The sequence below is a fragment of the Alloalcanivorax profundimaris genome, assembly GCF_015265435.1.
Lineage (GTDB): Bacteria > Pseudomonadota > Gammaproteobacteria > Pseudomonadales > Alcanivoracaceae > Alloalcanivorax > Alloalcanivorax profundimaris.
In genome coordinates this window covers 142121-161999 of sequence record NZ_JABJWH010000006.1, presented here as the reverse complement: position 1 = coordinate 161999, position 19879 = coordinate 142121, and the positions used below count along the sequence as shown (strand labels likewise).

The 19879-nt window shown below is 68.6% G+C and carries 18 protein-coding genes; 16 read left to right on the top strand and 2 right to left on the bottom strand.

Annotation, left to right across the window (positions count from 1 at the left end):
* The first annotated feature begins 77 nt into the window (after positions 1-77).
* From HMJ39_RS03720 to HMJ39_RS03710, 3 genes are all read left to right on the top strand, one after another.
* The gene (locus HMJ39_RS03720; RefSeq protein WP_228462136.1) at positions 78-3155 is read left to right on the top strand and encodes a sulfotransferase; all 3078 of its coding nucleotides are present in this window, start codon (positions 78-80) and stop codon (positions 3153-3155) included.
* Between the two features lie 51 nt (positions 3156-3206).
* Entirely contained in the window at positions 3207-6629 is a 3423-nt protein-coding gene (locus HMJ39_RS03715; protein WP_194296323.1) for an O-linked N-acetylglucosamine transferase family protein, read from the top strand.
* A 77-nt stretch (positions 6630-6706) separates the two neighbouring features.
* A complete protein-coding gene (locus tag HMJ39_RS03710) occupies positions 6707-7075 on the top strand; it encodes a flagellar protein FlaG (protein WP_194296322.1) in 369 nt (122 codons plus the stop codon).
* A 24-nt stretch (positions 7076-7099) separates the two neighbouring features.
* Here HMJ39_RS03710 and fliE read toward each other — a convergent pair whose 3' ends face one another.
* On the bottom strand, positions 7100-7438 hold the full coding sequence (fliE, locus tag HMJ39_RS03705) for a flagellar hook-basal body complex protein FliE (RefSeq protein ID WP_194296321.1): 339 nt from the start codon (positions 7436-7438) through the stop codon (positions 7100-7102).
* Between the two features lie 241 nt (positions 7439-7679).
* On the opposite strand from fliE, the gene fliF reads away from it, so the two are divergent.
* The 13 genes from fliF (at position 7680) to fliR (ending at position 18625) form a co-directional block, all read left to right on the top strand.
* On the top strand, positions 7680-9386 hold the full coding sequence (gene fliF / locus HMJ39_RS03700; protein WP_194296320.1) for a flagellar basal-body MS-ring/collar protein FliF: 1707 nt from the start codon (positions 7680-7682) through the stop codon (positions 9384-9386).
* A complete protein-coding gene (gene fliG / locus HMJ39_RS03695; protein WP_194296319.1) occupies positions 9379-10374 on the top strand; it encodes a flagellar motor switch protein FliG in 996 nt (331 codons plus the stop codon). Before fliF ends, fliG begins: the two co-directional genes overlap by 8 nt.
* Positions 10367-11107: a flagellar assembly protein FliH gene (fliH, locus tag HMJ39_RS03690; protein WP_194296318.1), complete on the top strand. Its 741-nt coding sequence runs from the start codon at positions 10367-10369 to the stop codon at positions 11105-11107. Before fliG ends, fliH begins: the two co-directional genes overlap by 8 nt.
* Positions 11104-12477 carry a flagellar protein export ATPase FliI gene (gene fliI / locus HMJ39_RS03685; RefSeq protein WP_194296317.1) on the top strand — a complete coding sequence of 458 codons (1374 nt, stop codon included), beginning with the start codon at positions 11104-11106 and terminating at the stop codon, positions 12475-12477. The genes fliH and fliI overlap by 4 nt, the downstream gene beginning before the upstream one ends.
* A 1-nt stretch (position 12478) precedes the next feature.
* Positions 12479-12928, top strand: coding sequence for a flagellar export protein FliJ (gene fliJ / locus HMJ39_RS03680; protein ID WP_194296316.1), 450 nt, complete (start codon positions 12479-12481; stop codon positions 12926-12928).
* Between the two features lie 22 nt (positions 12929-12950).
* Complete coding sequence (locus HMJ39_RS19015; RefSeq protein ID WP_194296315.1) at positions 12951-14120, top strand: flagellar hook-length control protein FliK; 1170 nt, start codon at positions 12951-12953, stop codon at positions 14118-14120.
* A gap of 332 nt (positions 14121-14452) precedes the next feature.
* Positions 14453-14935: a flagellar basal body-associated FliL family protein gene (locus tag HMJ39_RS03670; protein WP_194296314.1), complete on the top strand. Its 483-nt coding sequence runs from the start codon at positions 14453-14455 to the stop codon at positions 14933-14935.
* A gap of 12 nt (positions 14936-14947) precedes the next feature.
* A complete protein-coding gene (fliM, locus tag HMJ39_RS03665; RefSeq protein ID WP_194296313.1) occupies positions 14948-15970 on the top strand; it encodes a flagellar motor switch protein FliM in 1023 nt (340 codons plus the stop codon).
* Positions 15963-16430, top strand: coding sequence for a flagellar motor switch protein FliN (fliN, locus tag HMJ39_RS03660; RefSeq protein WP_194296312.1), 468 nt, complete (start codon positions 15963-15965; stop codon positions 16428-16430). Before fliM ends, fliN begins: the two co-directional genes overlap by 8 nt.
* Positions 16427-16834, top strand: a complete 408-nt coding sequence (fliO, locus tag HMJ39_RS03655) for a flagellar biosynthetic protein FliO (RefSeq protein ID WP_194296311.1) — start codon at positions 16427-16429, stop codon at positions 16832-16834. Before fliN ends, fliO begins: the two co-directional genes overlap by 4 nt.
* A 44-nt stretch (positions 16835-16878) precedes the next feature.
* Entirely contained in the window at positions 16879-17583 is a 705-nt protein-coding gene (gene fliP / locus HMJ39_RS03650) for a flagellar type III secretion system pore protein FliP (protein ID WP_407645790.1), read from the top strand.
* Positions 17580-17849: a flagellar biosynthesis protein FliQ gene (gene fliQ / locus HMJ39_RS03645; RefSeq protein WP_194296310.1), complete on the top strand. Its 270-nt coding sequence runs from the start codon at positions 17580-17582 to the stop codon at positions 17847-17849. The genes fliP and fliQ overlap by 4 nt, the downstream gene beginning before the upstream one ends.
* Positions 17846-18625: a flagellar biosynthetic protein FliR gene (gene fliR / locus HMJ39_RS03640; protein ID WP_194296309.1), complete on the top strand. Its 780-nt coding sequence runs from the start codon at positions 17846-17848 to the stop codon at positions 18623-18625. Before fliQ ends, fliR begins: the two co-directional genes overlap by 4 nt.
* A gap of 21 nt (positions 18626-18646) precedes the next feature.
* Here fliR and flgL read toward each other — a convergent pair whose 3' ends face one another.
* Positions 18647-19858 carry a flagellar hook-associated protein FlgL gene (gene flgL / locus HMJ39_RS03635; RefSeq protein ID WP_194296308.1) on the bottom strand — a complete coding sequence of 404 codons (1212 nt, stop codon included), beginning with the start codon at positions 19856-19858 and terminating at the stop codon, positions 18647-18649.
* Positions 19859-19879: the final 21 nt, after the last annotated feature.

Here is a 19879-nt window from a genome sequence, read left to right as displayed (position 1 = left end):
GCGAAGCGCGCAGGCTGGCACCGGACAATCCTTTTATCCTCACGCAATCAATTACCATCCACTCGATGGCGCGCAAGATGGCGTACGTGCTGGAGGACTGCGAGCGGCTACTGGCGCTGGACAACCGCAACCCTGAATACCTCAATCTGGTGGCGGTGAAGTACTGTGAAATGGGGCTGTTCGACGAGGCCGAGAAATACTACGAACGCGCCCTGGCATTGAAACCAGACTACTTGGAGGCTTTCTCCAACCAAGTCTTCAACGCGCACTACAACCCGGCCCTGAGCGGGGAGGATATCGCCGGCGTGATCCGGCGCTGGCATGATCACTTTTCCCCACCGGAGCGCCCCACGCGGCCTGACACTGGGCGCGCCCCACACCGTCTTATCAACATTGGCCTGCTTTCCGCTGGATTGCGCGGCCACCCGGTGGGTCAGATGATCACCTCCGCCCTGGAGCAATTGCCATCGGACGCTTTCCAACTGATCGCCTACTCCACCAACGATACCGAGGATCACATTACCCAGCGTCTGCGGCGTCTGTGCACCCGATGGCACCGAATGCAGGGTTATTCCGACGACATTCTTGAAGCACGTCTGCGCGAGGACCGGGTCGATATCCTGATCGACCTGAGCGGCCACACCGACGGCAACCGCCTGCGTCTGATCGCCCGGGAACCGGCGCCACTGATCGTCAAATGGGTGGGCGGGCTGGTGAACACCACCGGCCTGGACGCGATCGACTACCTGATCAGCGACGGCGTGGAAACGCCGCCGGGCGTCGACGAGCGCTACTACGAGAAACTGATCCGCTTGCCGGACGACTACATCTGCTATTCGCCGCCGGACTACGCGCCGCCGGTGGGGGATTCGCCGGCGCTGAGCCAGGGCCGCCTGACCTTCGGCTGCCTGAACAACCCGGCCAAGCTCAACGATGAACTGATCCGTGAGTGGGCCACCCTGTTGCACCAGGTGTCCGGCAGCCAGTTACTGCTGCGCAGCGCCCAGTACGGCGACCCGGCGTTCCGCGACCGGGTGTGGGAGCGCTTCGAACAGGCCGGCATCGAACGCGACCGGATTCTGATGGAAGGCCCGGACAAGCACGCCGCCTTTCTGGACACCTACAACCGCATCGACATTGCCCTGGATCCTTGGCCCTACTCCGGCGGTCTGACCACCTGCGAGGCCCTGCTCATGGGCGTGCCGGTCATCACCCTGCCCGGCCCCACTTTCGCCGGCCGCCACGCCGCCACCCATCTGGTCAACGCCGGGCTACCGGAACTGGTGGTGGACAGCTGGGACGCCTACCGGGCCCGCGCCCGGGAGTTAGCCGGCGACCTCAACAGCCTGGCCACCATCCGCGGTAACCTGCGTGACACCCTGATGCGCTCACCGGTATGCGACGCGCGGCGTTTCGCGGGCCACCTGACCACCGCCCTGCGCGGCATCTGGCAACGCCATTGCCGGCAACAACCACCGGCGGCGCTGACCTTCGACGGTGACGGCACCGCCCGCTTCGAAGACGGCGACCGGATCGAACCATTCCCGGCCTCCGGGCCTACCCTTGTAAGCGCCGCGGACCGGGCGGAACCGGCGGCCGGGCACTTCGAGTTCGACTTCACCGGCAAGGTGATCGCCCTGGACAACGGCGGCTGTCTGCTGGAAACCGGCACCGCCGACTCCCTGCTCAAACTGGACGCCTTCGAGCTGCTGGTGTTCGACCCGCTCGGCCAACACTCGGAACGCCGACCGGCGGAAGGCAACGGCTTCCAGTACTTCGCCAGCGTCACCCTGGGCGATGGCCAGCCGGCCACCCATTACGCCTGCCTGGACCCAACGCAAAGCGCCACCCTGAAGCCACTCGGCGACACCCGGGTGCTCGCCGAACTGCCGGTGCAAACCGTGGCGCTGGGCGCCATCGAAGGGCTGCCCTCGCTGGACTGGCTACTGCTGGACGACCGCAACGACAGCCTGGCGGTGCTGCGCCACGGTGGCGACCTGCTGGCCAAGGCCCTGCTGATCCAGGCGCGGGTACGGCTGCGCCCCGGCCACCAGGGCCAGCCTGGTCTCGCCGCGCTGATCCAGGCGGCGGAGGCCAACGGCTTCCATCTTTACCGCCTCAACAACGAACATTTTCACAGCCACCTTCCCGAGCCCCTGGGTGCCGGCCATCAAGGCTCCGAGCTGGCCGCCACGGACCTGCTATTCCTACCCCAACCATCGCGTCTCACGGCTCTGGATACGAATCGAAAGCGGCGGCTGGCCTTTTTGCTGCATACCGTTTACGGCATCCAGGACCTGACCCACCGCCTGCTTGATGAAGTGGATCCGGTCTCGGCCACCCGCTATCTGCATGGCACCGGCATCAGCCCGGCGGCGGCACCGTTCGACGACCCCACGGCGTTCGTGGTCGGCTGCGGCCATAGCGGCACCACCCTGATGGCGTCCATGCTGGGGGCTCATGGCCATATCCATTGCATCCCGCGTGAGACCTACTGGTTTCTGGATAATCCAAGGCTGGAACAGGAATACCCGGTGGCGCTTGCCGAAGCACGAAGTGGAGGCAAGCGCATGCTGTGCGAGAAAACCCCCAGGCACCTTTATCGTATCGACGAGATCGCACGCCGCTTCCCCCAGGCGCGTTTTGTCGCCATGATCCGGGACGGTCGCGATGTCGCCTGGTCCCTGAAAAAACGCAGCGGCTCCTTCCAGGACGGCGTCCACCGTTGGCGCGATGACAATCGGGCGCTGCTGGCTCAACAGCAGCGTGACAACCTGCATCTGGTGCGCTACGAAGACCTGATTGAAGATCCCGAGGCCACCCTGCGTTCGGTCCTGGAATTTCTCGGTGAACCCTACGACCCGGCCGTGCTTGAATTCCATAAAAAGGATTACCAATGGTTCGGCGTACGCGACGCCCGCGACACCGATGGCCTCGGCGAACATAACCACCTGCTACGCCGTTCCTGGCAGATGAGTCAGCCACTGCATGACCGCCGCGGGCAATGGCGGGGCCACCTGGACGACCAGGAACTGGCCTATCTACACGACCAGTGCGGCGACCTGATGGCGCACTTCGGCTATCACTTCGACGCGGTCCGGGCCACTGGTGCCCGGCCCTTGCTTCCTGGTCCCGGCGGCGAAACGGGCGCTTGATCCGGAACCTCCTTCTCAAGTTTCCCGCGCCGGGGCCGACATTCTTTTTCAATGGCACCCCAAGATACCCCCCGGCCCCCCACCGACTCCCGAGCGCGCAGCTTCACCGCCGCGTTCGGGACCGGTGACTTCCAGAGCGCCCGCAAGATCGCCCTGGCGCTCACCCGTCGCAATCCGGACAACGCCCGTGCCTGGCAATGGCTGGGGGCGGCGGCGCTGTGTCAGGGGCGCAACAGCGAGGGGCTGGCGGCGCTGACGCGCTCCTACCAACTGGACGGCATGGCCGTGCAGACCCTGTATCTGATCGGCAAGGCCCATCATCAGATGGGCCGCTGGAACGAGGCGCGCGGCTGGCTGGAGCGCACCCTTCGCCGCGCCCCGGATCACGTCAACGCCCATGCCCTGCTGGCCCGGGTTTACCTGGAAAAGAACGAAGGCCCGCGCGCAAGAATCCTCATCGACCAGGCGGTGGAACTGGCGCCCCGGCGCCCGGACCTTCTCTATCTGCGCCTGCGCATCGGCTTCGCCCTGGGCCGGGTGCGCGGCGCGCTGGAGGACTGCCGGGCACTGCTGCGCATGGCCCCGGACAACCCGGACTATCTCTATCTGTCGGCCACATTACACGGTGCCTTCGGCCTGCTCGACGACGCCGGACGCCTGGCCCGGCGGGCCCTGGAGCTGCGCCCGGACGATCCGGCCATCGCCTCCAGCCGGCTGTTGCTCGCCCACCGCCACCCGGACCTGGACGCCGATGACCTGGCCCGCCACGTGGACCAGTGGCGGCGTGCCTTTTCCACACGGCACGGCGCCGGCCGGCCACGCCGGCGGGCGTCGGAACCGGACCGGCGGCTCACCCTGGGCCTGCTCTCCGCCGGGCTGCACGACCATCCGGTGGGGCGCACCGTCACCGCCGTCCTGGAACAGCTGCCCGCCGATGAGTTCCGACTGATCGCCTACGCCGGTCAGGATCGGGACGACCCGGTTTCCGAGCGGCTGCGGCGGCTGTGCCATGCCTGGCACGCCACCGACGGCCTGTCCGACGACTGCCTGGAAACACGCATCCGCGAGGACCAGGTGGACATCCTGATTGATCTCAACGGCCACGCCGACGGCCACCGCCTGGCGGTGGTGGCCAACGAACCGGCGCCATTGATCGTCAAATGGGTGGGCGGCCTGGTGAACACCACCGGCGTGGATGCCATGGATTACCTGATCAGCGACCCGCTACGCACCCCGCCGGGCCAGGACCCGGCGTTCCGGGAAAAACTGATCCGGCTGCCCCACGGCGCGCTCTGTTACGAAGCGCCCTCCGGCGCCCCGCCGGTGGGCCCGCTGCCGGCGCGGGCCAACGGCTTCATCACGTTTGGCTGTCTGGCCGACCCGGCGCTCATCAACCACATCGTGATCGCCCGTTGGGCGCGACTGATGAAAGAGGTGGCGGACAGCCGGCTGCTGCTCAAGGGCATGCAGTTCGAGGACGCCGCTTTCCGTGAACGCGTCCAGGCGACGTTCGCCGACCACGGTATCGAGGCTGAACGCCTGTTTCTGGAGCGCCCGCGCAAACACACCGATTCTCTGGAGACCTACAACCGCGTCGACATCGCCCTGGATCCCTGGCCCTGTTCCGCCGGCCTGACCACCTGCGAGGCCCTGCTCATGGGGGTGCCGGTGATCACCCTGCCCGGCCCCGCCCTGGCCGGCCGCCGCGCCGCCACCCACCTGGTCAACGCCGGCCTGCCGGAGCTGGTGGTGACGGACTGGCGCGGTTACCACCATCGGGCCAGGGAGCTGGCCATGGACCCGGACAACCTGGCGGTGATCCGCTCGCGGCTGCGCGACACCCTGCTGGCCTCGCCGCTGTGCGACGCGGCCGCCTTCGCCCGTTCCCTGGACACCGCTCTGCGTGGCATCTGGCGGCGCCATTGCGAGGGGCTGCCGCCGGCGGCCCTGACCTTCGAGGACACCGGCCGGGCACGCTTCGACGACGGGCTGGCGCCCCCGCCGCCGGCGCTGACCCCGGCGCGCACCCTGGCACAGGCGGGCCGCAAGCCCCCCAGCCCGGAGGAAGAGTTCGAGTTCGATCTGGACAGTCGCCTGGTGGTGATGGACAACGGCGCCCGCCTGCTGGACGGCCCGGCCCGGGCGCTGCACCGCCTGGGCGCCTTCCAGATGTTGCTGTTCGATCCGGAGGGCCGCGGGCTGGACGACGATCTGCGCGACCGCGACGAGGTCCAGTACTTCCCCGGCGCGGTGCTCGGCGACGGCGGCCCCGCCACCCTGCGCGCCTGTCTGGACCCGGCCCTCACCGGCACCCTGGCACCCCGCGCCAGCGCCGGCGCCGGCGGCCGGGTGTTGGCGGAGCTGCCGATTCGCGGCGTCGCCCTGAACCGCATCGAGGGCTTACCAAGCGTGGACTGGCTGCTGCTCGACGAGCGCCACGACAGCCTGCGGGCGTTGGCCCACGCCGGCGACACCCTGCGCGACACCCTGCTGATCCAGGCCGGGGTGCGCTTCCAGCCCACCCACCAGGGCCAGCCGGACCTGGGCGCCCTGTGCGCCTGGGCCGGCGCCAACGGCTTTCAGCTCTACCGCCTGCACAATTCGGAGCACCGCAGCCATCTGCCGGACTATCTGGGCGAAGGGCGCCTGGCTTCCGAACTGCTGCGCGCCGACGCCCTGCTGCTGCCGGAGCCGGCCCGGCTGGCGGCCCTGCCGGCGGCGCGCAAGCGGCGCCTGGCGTTTCTGCTGCATACCGTCCACGGCATCAAGGACCTGGCCCACCGGCTGCTGCACGCCGTGGACCCGGTGCAGGCCACCCATTACCTGCATGCCGCCGGACTGAGCCCGGCGGGCACGCCCATCGACGCGCCCACGGTGTTCGTGGTCGGCTGTGGCCACAGCGGCACCCATCTGATGGCCACCCGACTCGGCGCCCATCGCCACATCCACAGCATTCCCCGGCAAACCAACTGGTTCCTCAACAACCCGCGCCTGGAACAGGAATACCCGCGCGCCCTTGCCGAAGCGCGCCGCCAGGGCAAGTCGCTGCTGTGTGAGAGAACTCCGCGTCATGTCCACCGCATCGACGAAATCGCCCGCCGCTTTCCCCGGGCGCGCTTCATCGCCATGGTCCGAGACGGCCGTGACGTGGTCGGGTCATTGAAGGAAAGCACGGGTTGCTTCGAGGACGCCCTGCGCCGCTGGCGCGACGATAACCGTGCCCTGGTGGCCCAGCAAAAAAGGGGAACCCTGTATCTGGTGCGCTATGAGGATCTGATCGCCGACCCCGGGACCACTCTGCACGGCGTCCTGGATTTCCTCGGCGAACCCTATGATCCGGCGGTGTCGAATGGCGCCGGGGAAGACCGCCGCGGGCCATCGAGAGTGCACCTCAACGAGCGGGAGCAGGCGCGCCTGCGCGAAGAGTGCGGCGACCTGATGGCGCACTTCGGCTACCCCCTCGACGCGCCCTGACCCGCCGTTTCTAAAGACCGGCGCCGAGCGGCCGATAACAGGGTCGAGACTATGCCGAATATTGCAAAGGCCCCGCCATGAGTTACCCCATCGACGGTTCCGCCTCGTCCCCGCAGGCGTCGCAGTTTTCCTACCTGGCCGCCCGCCAACGGGTGGAGAAGGTGCTTCAGCAACTGGCCGTGCGGCCGGACGCGGACCAGACCAGCGCCGCCGAGGCGCGGGCCCTGAGCCAGAACGAGCTGGTCAAGCCGGTGCAACAAATCAACGAGGTGCTGCGCCGCTACGGCGTGCAGTTCGATATCAGCGACGATTCCGGGCGCACCCTGATCCGGCTGGTGGATCGGGACACCGGCGAGCTGATTCGTCAGATCCCGCCGGAAGAGGCGCTCAACGCCGCCCAGCGGCTGGACGAAATCAAGGGCCTGCTGCTGAGCGACGTCGGCTGAACGGGGGCCAGAGCCCCGCCGCGCCTACACCTGCATGTTCATGATGTCCTTGTAGGCGGTTACCAGCCGGTTGCGCACCTGCTTGCCCATCTCGAAGGCGACACTGGCTTTCTGGCCGGTGATCATCACGTCGTGCAATTCCACCCCCGGCTCGCCGGCCTGGAAGGCCCGGGCCTTGTCGCCGGATTCCATCTGCAACTGATTGATGCGCTCCAGACTGGACTGCAGGGCGTCGGCGAACCCGCCGCTGCCCACGGTGGCGTTGACGCGCTCACCGGCGGGGCCGGCGCCGGCCTGGGCGGACAGTTCCTGCATCTGGTTGAGGGCCGCCTGCATGGCGGGCGATACGGCCGGTGCGCTCATCCGGGACTCCCAGGGGTTCATCGCTAAGGTAGGCAAAGACTAGCAGTCGGAAGGCGTTCGCCAAGCGCTCAATTGACGGCAAAAAGCCGGGCTTTTCTTTCCTTTGCCGGGCCGCCCGGTGCCGATAATGGCAAGCGTCGCATTACCGTCCGGGCCGGGGATCGCCCGGCGGTCGAGCCAGATAAAGAGATGACGCAGCAATGCCCTTTCAGCATCAGACCCGCTACATCCGGGGGACGGCATGAGCAACGGCGCCTCCAACCCCGCCTCGCAAGCCGCCACGGACCGCGCCGGCGCCAACGGCGTGGAGCAGCTTTGGGCGCGCCTGCGCGCCAACCCCCTGGTGCCTTTGCTGGTGGCCGGCGCCGCGGTGATCGCGGTGGTGGCGGCGTTGACGCTGTGGGCCAGCGCCCCGGATTACCGGGTGCTGTACAGCAACCTCAGCGAGGCCGACGGCGGCCGCATCATCAGCGAACTGGAAAGCCGCGCCGTGCCCTACCGTTTCGCCGAGGGCGGCGGCGCCCTGCTGGTGCCCGGCGATCAGGTGCACCGGCTACGCCTGCAACTGGCCGAGCAGGGCCTGCCGGAAGGCGGCAACGCCGGCTTTGAAATCATGGACCGCCAGGCGTTCGGCATCAGCCAGTTCGCCGAGCGGGTCAACTTCCAGCGCGGCCTGCAGGGCGAGCTGGCCAGTTCCATCGAATCCCTGGGGCCGGTGTCCAGCGCCCGGGTGCATCTGTCCATGGCCAAGCCGTCGGTGTTCATCCGCGACCGCGAACCGGCCAAGGCGTCCGTGGTGCTGACCCTGGCGCCCGGGCGCACCCTGGGCGAAGGCCAGGTCAACGCCATCGTCCACATGGTCTCCAGCAGCGTGCCGGAGCTGGCCATGGAGGACGTCACCGTGGTCGACCAGGCGGGCCGCCTGCTGTCCCGCCCGGACGGCGGCGGCGCCGGCCTGGACGGCACCCAGCTCGACTACGTGCGCGAGCTGGAGCGTGGCTACCGCGAGCGCATCGAAAGCATTCTGGCGCCGATCCTCGGCCGCGACAGCGTCCGCGCCCAGGTGGTGGCGGAAGTGGATTTCTCCAGCCGCGAGGAAACCAGCGAACGCTACGCCCCCAACCAGGACGACAATCCAGCGGCGGTGCGCAGCCGCCAGCTCAACAGCAACTACCAGGGCGAGCGGGCCCTGGCCGCCGGCGTGCCCGGCGCGCTCAGCAACACGCCCCCGGGCGCCGCGCCCTCGCCGGTACGGAATCCGCCCCAGGACGACGAAGGCGAGAACGCCGACACCGAAAACACCGACGCCACCGGCAGCCTGCGCCGCGAGAGCGTGATCAACTACGAAGTGGACCGCAACATCACCCACGTGCGCCACCAGCGCGCCCGCCTGCAGCGGCTGTCCGTGGCGGTGGTGGTGGATTACCAGGACGGCGTCGACGACCAGGGCCAGCCGGTCAACGAGCCCCTGGACCCGGAGCGCCTGGAGCGCATCCGCCAGCTGGTGCGCCAGGCCATGGGCTATTCCGAAGCCCGCGGCGACGGTCTGGAAGTGGTCAACAGCCCGTTCGCCGAGGAAACCGTGGCCAGCGCCGAACGGGACTGGTGGCGGGACCCGTTCTGGCAGGGCCTGCTGATGGCCGTGGGCCGTTGGCTGCTGGTGGGCCTCGCCGCGCTGCTGCTGTACTGGCTGCTGCTGCGCCCGATCCTGCGCCGCTACCAGAACCAGCGGCCGGCGCCGGCGGCCCAGGCGGCGCCCACGCCGGTGGCCGCCGCCCCCTATGCCCAGCCGGAGCGCGACGAGGAGCCGCCGCAAGCACCACCGCGCCGCCGCCGCCGGCGCTCCAGCGCCCATGAACAGAACCTCAAGGACCTGCAGGATATGGCCCAGGAAGATCCGGCCATGGTGGCAATGATCGTACGCAGCTGGATGAACCGTCATGACTGAACTGACCAACGCCCGTCGCGCCGCCATCCTGCTGCTGGCCCTGGATGAAGACAACGCCGCCGAAGTTTTCAAGCATCTTTCCGCCCGGGAAGTGCAGGACGTGAGCCAGGAAATGGCCACCCTCGGCCATGTGTCCCAGGACGAAATGCGCCAGGTGCTGGACGACTTCTACGACGAGTCCGACCAGTTCGCCGCCCTCAATCTCTACTCCAGCGACCACATCCGCTCCGTGCTCACCAAGGCGCTGGGCAACGAGCGTGCCTCCAGCCTGCTGGAGGACATCCTCGAACAGAGCGGCGCCAACTCCGGCATCGACGCGCTCAACCTGATGGAGGCGAACATCGTCTCGGAAATGATCCGCGACGAGCACCCGCAGATCATCGCCACCATCCTGGTGCATCTGGAGCGGCGCCAGGCCGCCGACGTGCTGGAATACTTCGACGACAAGCTGCGCAACGACGTGGTGCTGCGCATCGCCACCTTCAGCGGCGTGCAGCCCGCCGCCCTGCAGGAACTCACCGAGGTCCTCGGCGGCATGCTCGACGGCCAGAACCTGAAACGCAGCAAGATGGGCGGCGCGCGCACCGCCGCGGAGATTCTCAACCTGATGAACTCCGGCGCCGAGGAAAAAGTCATCGAAACGGTGCGCGCCCACAGCGAGGATCTGGCGCAGAAGATCATCGACGAGATGTTCCTGTTCGAGAACCTGCTCGACATCGACGACCGTGGCATTCAGCTGGTGCTCAAGGAGGTGAACAGCAACTCCCTGGTGATCGCCCTGAAGGGCTGCGACGACGCCCTCAAGGAAAAATTCCTGCGCAACATGTCGACCCGCGCCAGCACCCTGCTGCGCGAGGACCTGGAAGCCAGCGGCCCGATCCGCGTGTCCCAGGTGGAAAACGAGCAGAAAGCCATCCTTCAGGTGGTGCGCCGGCTCGCCGACAACGGCGAGATCGTGCTGAGCGGCGGAGACGACGCCTATGTCTGAGGCGCGCTATTCCGAAACCGGCGGCTGGCGCCCGTGGCGTATGGGCGAGCTCGACGACGGCCGGCGCCGGGTCGCCACCGACGTCGACCACGACGACGATGGCACCTTCGACCACCAGTCGGAACTGCGAGCCCTGCGCGACAAGGTGCGCGAGGAAGCCCGCCAGGAAGGTTACCGGGCCGGCTTCGAGGAAGGCCACCGCGACGGCCATGCCCAGGGTCTGGAGGAAGGCCGCCGCCAGGGCGAGGAGGAAACCGCCCGCCAACGCGCCGAGACCCTGGCGCCCCTGGCGGCGCTGGCGCGGAACTTCGGTGAGGCGGTGGCGAGCCTGGACGACGGCGTCGCCGAGGACCTGGTGGACCTGGCCCTGGCCACCGGCCGGCAACTGGCCGGTGACGCCCTGCGCGAGCACCCGGAGCAGGTGCTCGCCGTGGTCCGCGAATTGATCCACGACGAACCCAGCCTCAACGGCAAGACCCGGCTGTGGCTGCACCCGGAGGACCTGGCGCTGGTGGAACGGGAACTGGACGCCGAACTGGCGGCGGCGGGCTGGAAACTGCACCCGGACGATCAGCTCAGCCGGGGCGGCTGCCGGGTCACCAGCCCCAGCGGCGAACTGGACGCCACCTGGGAAAGCCGCTGGGCGGCGGTGGCCGGCCGCGTACGCCGCCGGCGCCGCCCCGACGACGACCTCGCGGACACCGCCGAGGCCCCGGGAGACGACACGCCATGAGCGCCGCCCCCCACCACGCCCGCTGGCGCGCGGCGCTCAACAGCGTCGCCGACCGGATCGCCACGGTGCCCGCCTACCAGGCCAGCGGCCGGGTGGTGCGCGCCGCCGGCCTGGTACTGGAAGCGGTGGGCCTGCGCGTGCCCCTGGGCAGCGCCTGCCGCATCGAGCTGTCCGCCGGCGGCGGCGAACCCGCCGGCTTCGCCGAAGCGGAGGTGGTAGGCTTCTCCGGCGACAACCTGTTCCTGATGCCGCTGGCGGAAATCAGCGGCCTGACCCCGGGGGCGCGGGTGTTTCCCCTTGGCCATGACGGCGCCGGGGCGCGCCGCTTCCCGCTCGGCGACGATCTGCTCGGTCGGGTGGTGGACGGCAACGGCCGGCCCCTGGACGACGGCGACGGCGTTGACGACGCCCCCCACGGCACCCTCACCGCGCCGCCGCTGAACCCGCTGTCCCGGGCGCCCATCGAGCAGTCCATCGACGTGGGCATCCGCGCCCTCAACAGCCTGCTGAGCATCGGCCGGGGCCAGCGCATGGGCCTGTTCGCCGGCTCCGGCGTGGGCAAATCCGTGCTGCTGGGCATGATGGCCCGCTACACCAGCGCCGACGTCATCGTGGTGGGGCTGATCGGCGAGCGGGGCCGCGAGGTGAAGGACTTCATCGACAACATTCTCGGCGAGGAAGGCCGGCGCCGCGCCGTGGTGGTGGCCGCCCCGGCGGACACCTCGCCGCTGCAGCGCCTGCAGGGCGCCGCCTACGCCACCCGGGTGGCGGAGTACTTCCGCGACACCGGCCGTGACGTGCTGCTGATCATGGATTCACTGACCCGTTACGCCATGGCCCAGCGGGAGATCGCCCTGGCCATCGGCGAGCCGCCGGCCACCAAGGGCTACCCGCCCTCGGTGTTCGCCAAGCTGCCCGGTCTGGTGGAGCGCGCCGGCAACGGCGAGGCCGGCGGCGGCTCGATCACCGCTTTCTACACCGTGCTCACCGAAGGCGACGACCAGCAGGACCCAATCGCCGACGCCGCCCGCGCCATCCTCGACGGCCATGTGGTGCTGTCCCGGGATCTGGCCGAAGCCGGCCACTACCCGGCCATCGACATCGAAGCCTCGATCAGCCGCGCCATGAACCACATCGTCGACGATCACCAGTGGCGGCTGGCGCAGCGCTTCAAGCAGCTGTTCTCCCGCTACCAGCGCAACCGCGACCTGATCAGCGTGGGCGCCTACAGCCCCGGCAACGACCCGCTGTTGGACCGGGCGGTACGGCTGTACCCGGAGATGGAAGGTTTTCTGCAACAGGCGATCGGCGAACGCGCCGACATCGAGAACTCACGACGGGCCCTGGACGCCCTGATGGGAGACACCTGACATGACCGCTTCCAACCCTCTCGATACGCTCATCGACCAAAGCCGCGAAGCCCGCGACAACGCCGGCCGGGTGCTGGCCGAGGAACGCCGCGGCCAGCAGCACAGCGCCGACCAGCTGCGCGCGCTGGAACAGTACCGCGCCGAGTACCGGCGCCAGCTCCAGGACGCCATGCACGCCGGCATCGACGCCACCAGCCTGGACAACTACCGGCGCTTCATCCGCTCCCTGGACGACGCCATCGACCACGCCCGCAAGGCCCTGGAGCAACAGAGCGCGCGGGTCAACGCGAGCCGCGATCAACTGGACCAGCGCCAGCGGCGGCTGGCGTCCTATGACACCCTGGCCAGCCGCCGGGCCCGGGAGGCCCGTACCCGGGACGCGCGCCGCGAGCGCCGCGACAACGACGAAATGACCACCCACGCCCTGGCCCGCCGGCCCCGTTCCGGCTGACCCCGCGTCGCAAGGAGTTACCATGGACATCAGTGCATTGATCAATCTCCGCCCCACCGGCGCCGGCGCCAAGGCCAGCGGCGGTGACACCCCCGCCGCCGGCGGTTTCCAGGGCACCCTGGAAGCGGCCCTGGCCAAGGCCGCCCCCGGCGACCAGGCCACCGCCGGCCTGACCCTGCTGGGCGGCGGCGCGGGCACCGGCGACGGCGGCAAGGCGATGGTCGCGCCGCCGGCCACCACGCCCTCGCTCCTGCCTCTTGGCTTGCTGGCCGGCGACGCCGCCGCGCTGCTGGCGCCGGGCCGGACCTCCGGGCAGGCCACCGCCGGGGAAGGCGAAACACCGGCCCCGGCGGCGGACGCCGACGCCCCGGACGGCCCGGCACCGGAAGGCCTGGTGGCCCTGGCCGGCGGCCCCGCGCCGACCCCGGCGCCGACCACCGCCAGCGCGGACTCCGACGCCCCGACCCTGGCCGGCACCCGCCGTGACGCCGGCGCCGACCCAGCCGCCGCCGCCCTGGCCCGCCAGGCGGCATCCGGGAACGGCGAGGCCAACGGCCAGCCCCCCGCCGCCGGCACCCGGCCCGCGCCCCTGAACAGCGGCGAGGCGACGGCCGCCCCGGCGGCGCCCGCCATGGTGGAGGCGGAACGGACCGCCACCCGGATTACGTCCGGCGCCGAACCCGCCTCGCCCACCGCCTCGCCGCTGTCCGGCCCGACCGCCTCGCCGGCGGCCGCCTCACCGGCCACGCCCACCGCCACGGTGCAGACCCCGGTGGCCGCCTCCGGCTGGGGGCAGGACCTGGGGCAACAGGTGGTGAGCCTGGCCCGGCGCGGCGACCAGCACATGGAACTGCACCTCAACCCCCGCGACCTGGGGCCGTTGAGCGTATCGCTGAAGCTGGACGATCACGGCGCCCAGGCGCACTTCTTCTCCAGCCATGCGCCGGTGCGCGGCGCCGTGGAACAGGCCATCCCGCAATTGCGCGACGCCCTGGCGGAACAGGGCATCGCCCTGGGGGAAGCCATGGTGGGCGACCAGCCCCGGCAGCAGTTCAACGAGCAGACCGGTGACGGCCAGCCCAACGGCGCCCCGGCCCTCGCCGACGCCGGTGACGACGCCGCCGCGACCGGCGCCGAACCCACCCGCGCCACCACCGTGCTGCCCACCAGCGGCGTGGATCTCTACGCCTGACGGCGCGTGGTAGCGAGGCGCGGTGGCCACGGCACCGTGGGACCGACCGGGCGGCGTTCCGCTTCGGTCGCGATCAATGGCGGTGCCAGAACCCATCGCGACTGAAGTCGCTCCTACAGCACAATCCAACCGTCAGCGCACCACGGAGCCGCGCGTGACGCCACCTCGAAGCGTCTCGTCGCGGCCCTGATGGAGGGCAACCACCACCCCGTTAAAACACCACGAACCGAAAATAAGCCCTTTATCAGGCGCTTTTCTCCCCATGCGCCCGGGCACCACCCCGGCATACTCCCCCCAAGACACTCACAGCTCAGGTAAGGACATTCCCGGCAATGGCAGATTCTCCGAAACGGTCACGCAAACTGGGCGCGCTGATCGCCCTGATGGCGGTCCTGGTGGCCGCCCTGGTGGCGGTCAATCTTTACCTTCTGCTCGGCAAGGACGATGGCGACACCGCCCAGGAAAAGGCCCAGGCCGCGAGCGAGCCCGCGCCACAGCCCACCCGGGTGGTGAGCCTGGACCCGTTCACCGTCAATCTGCAGGGTGAACTGTGCGGCCAGCGGCTGCTCTACGTGGGCCTGTCCCTGGAAGTCGCCGACGCCACCACCGAGGACTACCTGCTGGAACATCTGCCGCAACTGCGCAGCCGTCTGCTGATGCTGCTTTCCGGACAGGATTCGGAAACCGCCGCCACGGTGGAGGGCAAGCGCTCCCTGGCCCGCCAGGTGCTGGCCAGCTTCGAGGAGCCGCTGACCGCCTCGCAACCGGATCTGGCGGTTCAGAATGTCCTGTTCACCGAGTTCATCGTGCAGTAACGGGGCCGGCCCATGTCACAAGACGACCTGCTTTCCCAGGAAGAAATCGACGCGCTGCTCAACGGCCCCGGCGAGGAAGAAGAGTCGCCGGCCGGGGAGCCGCGCCTGCGCCCCTACGACCCGGCGTCCCAGCACCGGGTGATCCGCGAGCGGCTGCACAGCCTGGACATCATCAACGAACGGTTCGCGCGTCAGTTCCGCGTCAGCCTGTTCAACCTGATCCGGCGCAGCGCCGACATCACCGTGGATTCCGTGCGCTATCAGAGTTTCAAGGATTTCGCCCGCAACCTGCCGGTGCCCACCAACCTCAACCTGATCGCCATGAAGCCGCTGCGCGGCACCGGCCTGATGGTGTTCCCGCCGAGCCTGGTGTTCATGGTGGTGGACAACCTGTTCGGTGGCGACGGCCGCTTCGTGACCAAATCCGAGGGCCGTGAATTCACCAACACCGAGCAGCGCATCATCCAGCGCATCCTGCGGCTCGCCATCGACGCCTACCAGGACGCCTGGAAATCGGTGTACGCCCTGGACATCAGCTACCTGCGTTCGGAGATCCAGGCCAAGTTCGCCAACATCACCAACTCGCCCAACGAGATCATCGTCAACACCACCTTCCACCTGGAAGTGGGCAACCTGGCCAGCGATTTCCAGGTGTGCATGCCCTACTCGATGATCGAGCCACTGCGCGAACAGCTCAACAACCCGGTGTTGGACGGCCACGACAGCGGCGATTACGCCTGGAGCCAGCGCATGGCCGGCGAGATTCGCCAATCCGAGGTGGAACTGGTGGCGGAGTTCGTCACCGTGTCCAGCCGCATCTCCGAGGTGATGAACCTCAACCCCGGCGATGTACTGCCGATTGAATTGCCCGACACCGTCACCGCCCGCGTGGACGGCGTGCCGGTGCTGGAATGCGAGTACGGCAGCCGTGACCAGCAGCGTGCGCTGCGCGTGTCGCGGGTGATCGACCACGCCAATGCCCACACGGCCACCGCCGCCGGTTTCGTGAAGAGCAAGGACCCCGACCATGAGTGACCCCAACAAACCCGATCACAACGCCAGCGACGACGACTGGGACAAGGCCCTGGCCGAGCAGCAGGCCGACGCCGGCGGCGACGACGCGGATCCCTGGGCGGACGCCCTGGCCGAGCAGCGCGCCAGCGAGAATGACGCCCAGGCCGCCGGCGACCAGGTGTTCAAGCCCCTGGACGGCGGTGAAAGCGGCGGCGACGCCCGTGATCTGGAAATGATCATGGACATCCCGGTGAAGCTGAGCGTGGAACTGGGCCGCACCCGCATCACCATCAAGCAGCTGCTGGAGCTGGCCCAGGGCTCGGTGATCGAGCTTGACGGCCTGGCCGGCGAGCCCATGGACATTCTCATCAACGGCTATCTGGTGGCCCAGGGTGAGGTGGTGGTGGTGGAGGACAAGTACGGCATCCGCATCACCGAGATCGTCACGCCCTCCGAGCGCGTGCAGAAGCTGAACCGATGAGCAACGACACCGCCCGCCAAGCCGCCCTGCAGGCCGTCAACGGCGGCGGCGAGGCCATGATCGGCCTGGCCGCCCTGGGCAAGACCGCCCTGGTGCTGGTGCTGCTGGTGGCGGTGATCCTGCTGTTCGGCTGGCTGCTGCGCCGTCTCGGCCCGGGCCAGGGGCAGGACCCGCGTCTGCTGCGGGTGGTGGCCAGCAAGGCGGTGGGCGCCAAGGAGCGGGTGGTGATCGTCGACGTGGACGGCACCCGGCTGGTGCTGGGCGTGGGCGGCGGCCAGGTCACCCGCCTCCACCAAAGCCCGGCCCCGGAAAACCCGCCGGTGGACAGCATCGCGGACGGGGAGCGCTTCGCCACCCGCTTCGCCCAGGCCCTGAAACAGAACCTCGGCGGAGGCCGGCCGTGACGGCGGCGCGGCGCGCCCTGCCCTGGCTGATCCTGGCGGCGGGCCTGCTGCCGGGCCTGGCCTGGAGCCAGGCGGTCCTGCCCGGCATCGTCACCGAACCCACCGCCGGCGGCGGCCAGGAGTGGTCGATCAAGCTGCAGACGCTGTTGCTGCTCAGCAGCCTGGCGTTCCTCCCCGCCATTCTGCTGATGATGACCTGCTTCACGCGCATCATCATCGTGCTCAGCCTGCTGCGCACCGCCATGGGCACCCAGGCGGCGCCGCCCAACCAGGTACTGCTGGGGCTGACCCTGTTTCTCACCTTCTTCGTCATGTCGCCGGTGTTCAACCAGGTCTACGACGACGCCTGGGTGCCGTTGGAACAGGGTGACATCGAATTCGCCGAATTCGCCGAACGGGGCGTGCAGCCGTTCCGCGAATTCATGCTCGGCCAGACCCGGGAGCCGGACATCGCTCTGTTCGCCCGGCTGGCGGAAACCGGCCCGCTGCAGGGTCCGGAGGATCTGCCCCTGCGGGTGCTGCTGCCGGCGTTCGTCACCAGCGAATTGAAGACCGCTTTTCAGATCGGCTTCACCATCTTCATTCCGTTTCTGATCATCGATCTGGTGGTGGCCAGCGTGCTCATGGCCCTGGGCATGATGATGGTGCCGCCGGCCACGATTTCCCTGCCTTTCAAGCTGATGCTGTTCGTGTTGGTGGACGGTTGGCAGTTGATCATCGGTTCCCTGGCGCAGAGTTTCTTCGTATGACTCCCGAAACCGTTATGTCGATCGCCTACCAGGCGATGATGACCACGCTCTACCTGGGCGCGCCGCTGCTGATCACGGCGCTGGCCATCGGCCTGTTGGTGAGCCTGTTCCAGGCCGCCACCCAGATCAACGAGATGACGCTGTCGTTCATTCCCAAGATCCTGGGTGTGTTCGCCGTGGTGGTGATCACCGGCCCCTGGCTGCTGAGTCTGATCACCGACTTCACCCGCACCCTGTTTCAGAACATTCCGTTCCTGGTGCAATGATCGGGATTTCCTTCGATCAGCTGCACGCCTGGCTGACCGCCTTTCTCTGGCCGTTCATGCGGCTCTCCGCGTTTTTCATGGCGGCGCCGCTGCTCGGCCACAGCGCCGTGCCGCGCCAGGTGAAGGTGGGCCTGGCGGTGCTGATCAGCGTGGTGGTGGCGCCCGTGCTGCCGCCCATGCCGACGGCGCCGGTGTGGTCCTGGGCGGGCCTGGGCATCATGGTGGAGCAAACCCTGATCGGGGTGGCCATGGGGCTGGCCCTGCGGGTCATGTTCACCGCGGTGCAGGCGGCGGGGGAATTCATCGGTCTGCAGATGGGGCTGGCGTTCGCCACCTTCGTGACGCCGGACGGGGTCAACACCATGATCCTGTCGCGGCTGTTCTACATGATCACCCTGCTCATGTTCCTGGCGGTGAACGGCCACCTGATGGTGATCGACACCCTGGCCTCCAGTTTCCGCACCCTGCCCATCGACACCCTGGGACTGAACCCGGGCGCCTTTGAAATGCTGGTGCGCTACGGCGGCACCATTTTCGTGTCCGGCTTGCTGCTGGCCTTGCCGCTGGTGGCGCCGTTGCTGATCGTCAATCTGTCCCTGGGGATTCTCAATCGCTCGGCGCCCCAGCTCACCGTGTTCTCCGTGGGCTTTCCCACTTCCCTGACCCTGGGGCTGTTTCTGCTGCTGGTGTTGATGACCGACTTCGGGCGGTTCCTGCAGGGGTTGTTCGGGCAGGGGCTGGGGTTCCTGGAACAGTTGGTGGCAGCGCTGGCCTGATCGCGACTGAAGTCGCGATCATCACAGACGATCGAACAGGCTGGTGCCCTTGATGTCCACGAACGCCTTGCGGGCCGCTTCCAGACTCACCTGACGCAGGCTGTACTCGGACACCACCTCGGCGAAGGTGGCCGGATCGCTGAGATCGCCAATCAGGTTGGACAGATTCTCGGTGTAGTTGAGCTTGCGGTTGCCGCCCACCGCGTCCACCACGTCCAGTTCATTGAGCCGGGCGCCCACCGAGGCGCGCACGGTGAGTACATTGTCCAGGCTGTTGTCCAGCTCGCGCATCACCGTGCTCAGGGTATTGTCCCGGGCCGCCTTCTCGGCGTCGGTGCCGGCCGGTTGCTCGAGCACCGCCAGGGCCTTCTCGAAGGTCTTGAAGAGGTCGGTGTTCATGTTGGCGGCGCGGTCCATGGTCAGGCTGTCGCCGTCCGCCGGGGTGCCCTCCAGGGTTATCGACAGGCCACCGGTGGTGATCGGCGCGCCGTCCTCGTAGGGCTGCGGGGCGCCGCCGTTGACGGTGTAGGTGGTGGCGCCGGCGCTCACCTGGAATTCGATCTGGAAGGCGTTGCCGAAGGCCGGGTCGCTTTCATCGACGATGCGCGGGCCATTGAAGGTGACGTCGCCGGCATTGCCGTCGGCGGCCTCGGCCACGTAGCCGGCGCTACCGTGCACGCTCTGGAAAATGGTCTCGCCGTTGTCGCTGACCGGCATCTTGCGCGAGGCATCGATGCGCTGTTCGCGGACATTGGTGTCGCCCACGTAGCTGACGCTGCCGTCGGCGGCGCGCACGAACGGCTCGCTGGCATCCTGGTAGCCGCCGAACAGGTGGCGGCCGTTGCCGTCGGTGGCGTTGGCCTGGCCGATCAGGGTTTCGTAGATGCCGCGCAGGTCGCTGGCCACGGAGTCCCGGTCGGCGTCGCTGAGGGTATCGCTGGAAGCGCGGATGATCTGCGTCTTGGCGCTGGCGATGGCGTCGCCGACGCTGTTGAGCACGCTCTCTTCCTGGGACAGGGCGTTGCGGGCGCTGACCCGGGCGTCGGCGTACTGCTGGGTAACGGCCAGGGACTGGGACACCTGCACCGCCCGGGAGGCGGCCTGGGGATCATCGGAGGGGTTGACCACCCGGCGACCGGTGGCGATCTGTTGCCCCACGCGGGTGAACTCACCCTGCTGGTTGTTCAAGGCGGTGAGGCTCTGTTCGTACATGGTGACGGTGCTGATGCGCATCTTCGATCTCCCGGCGCTGGC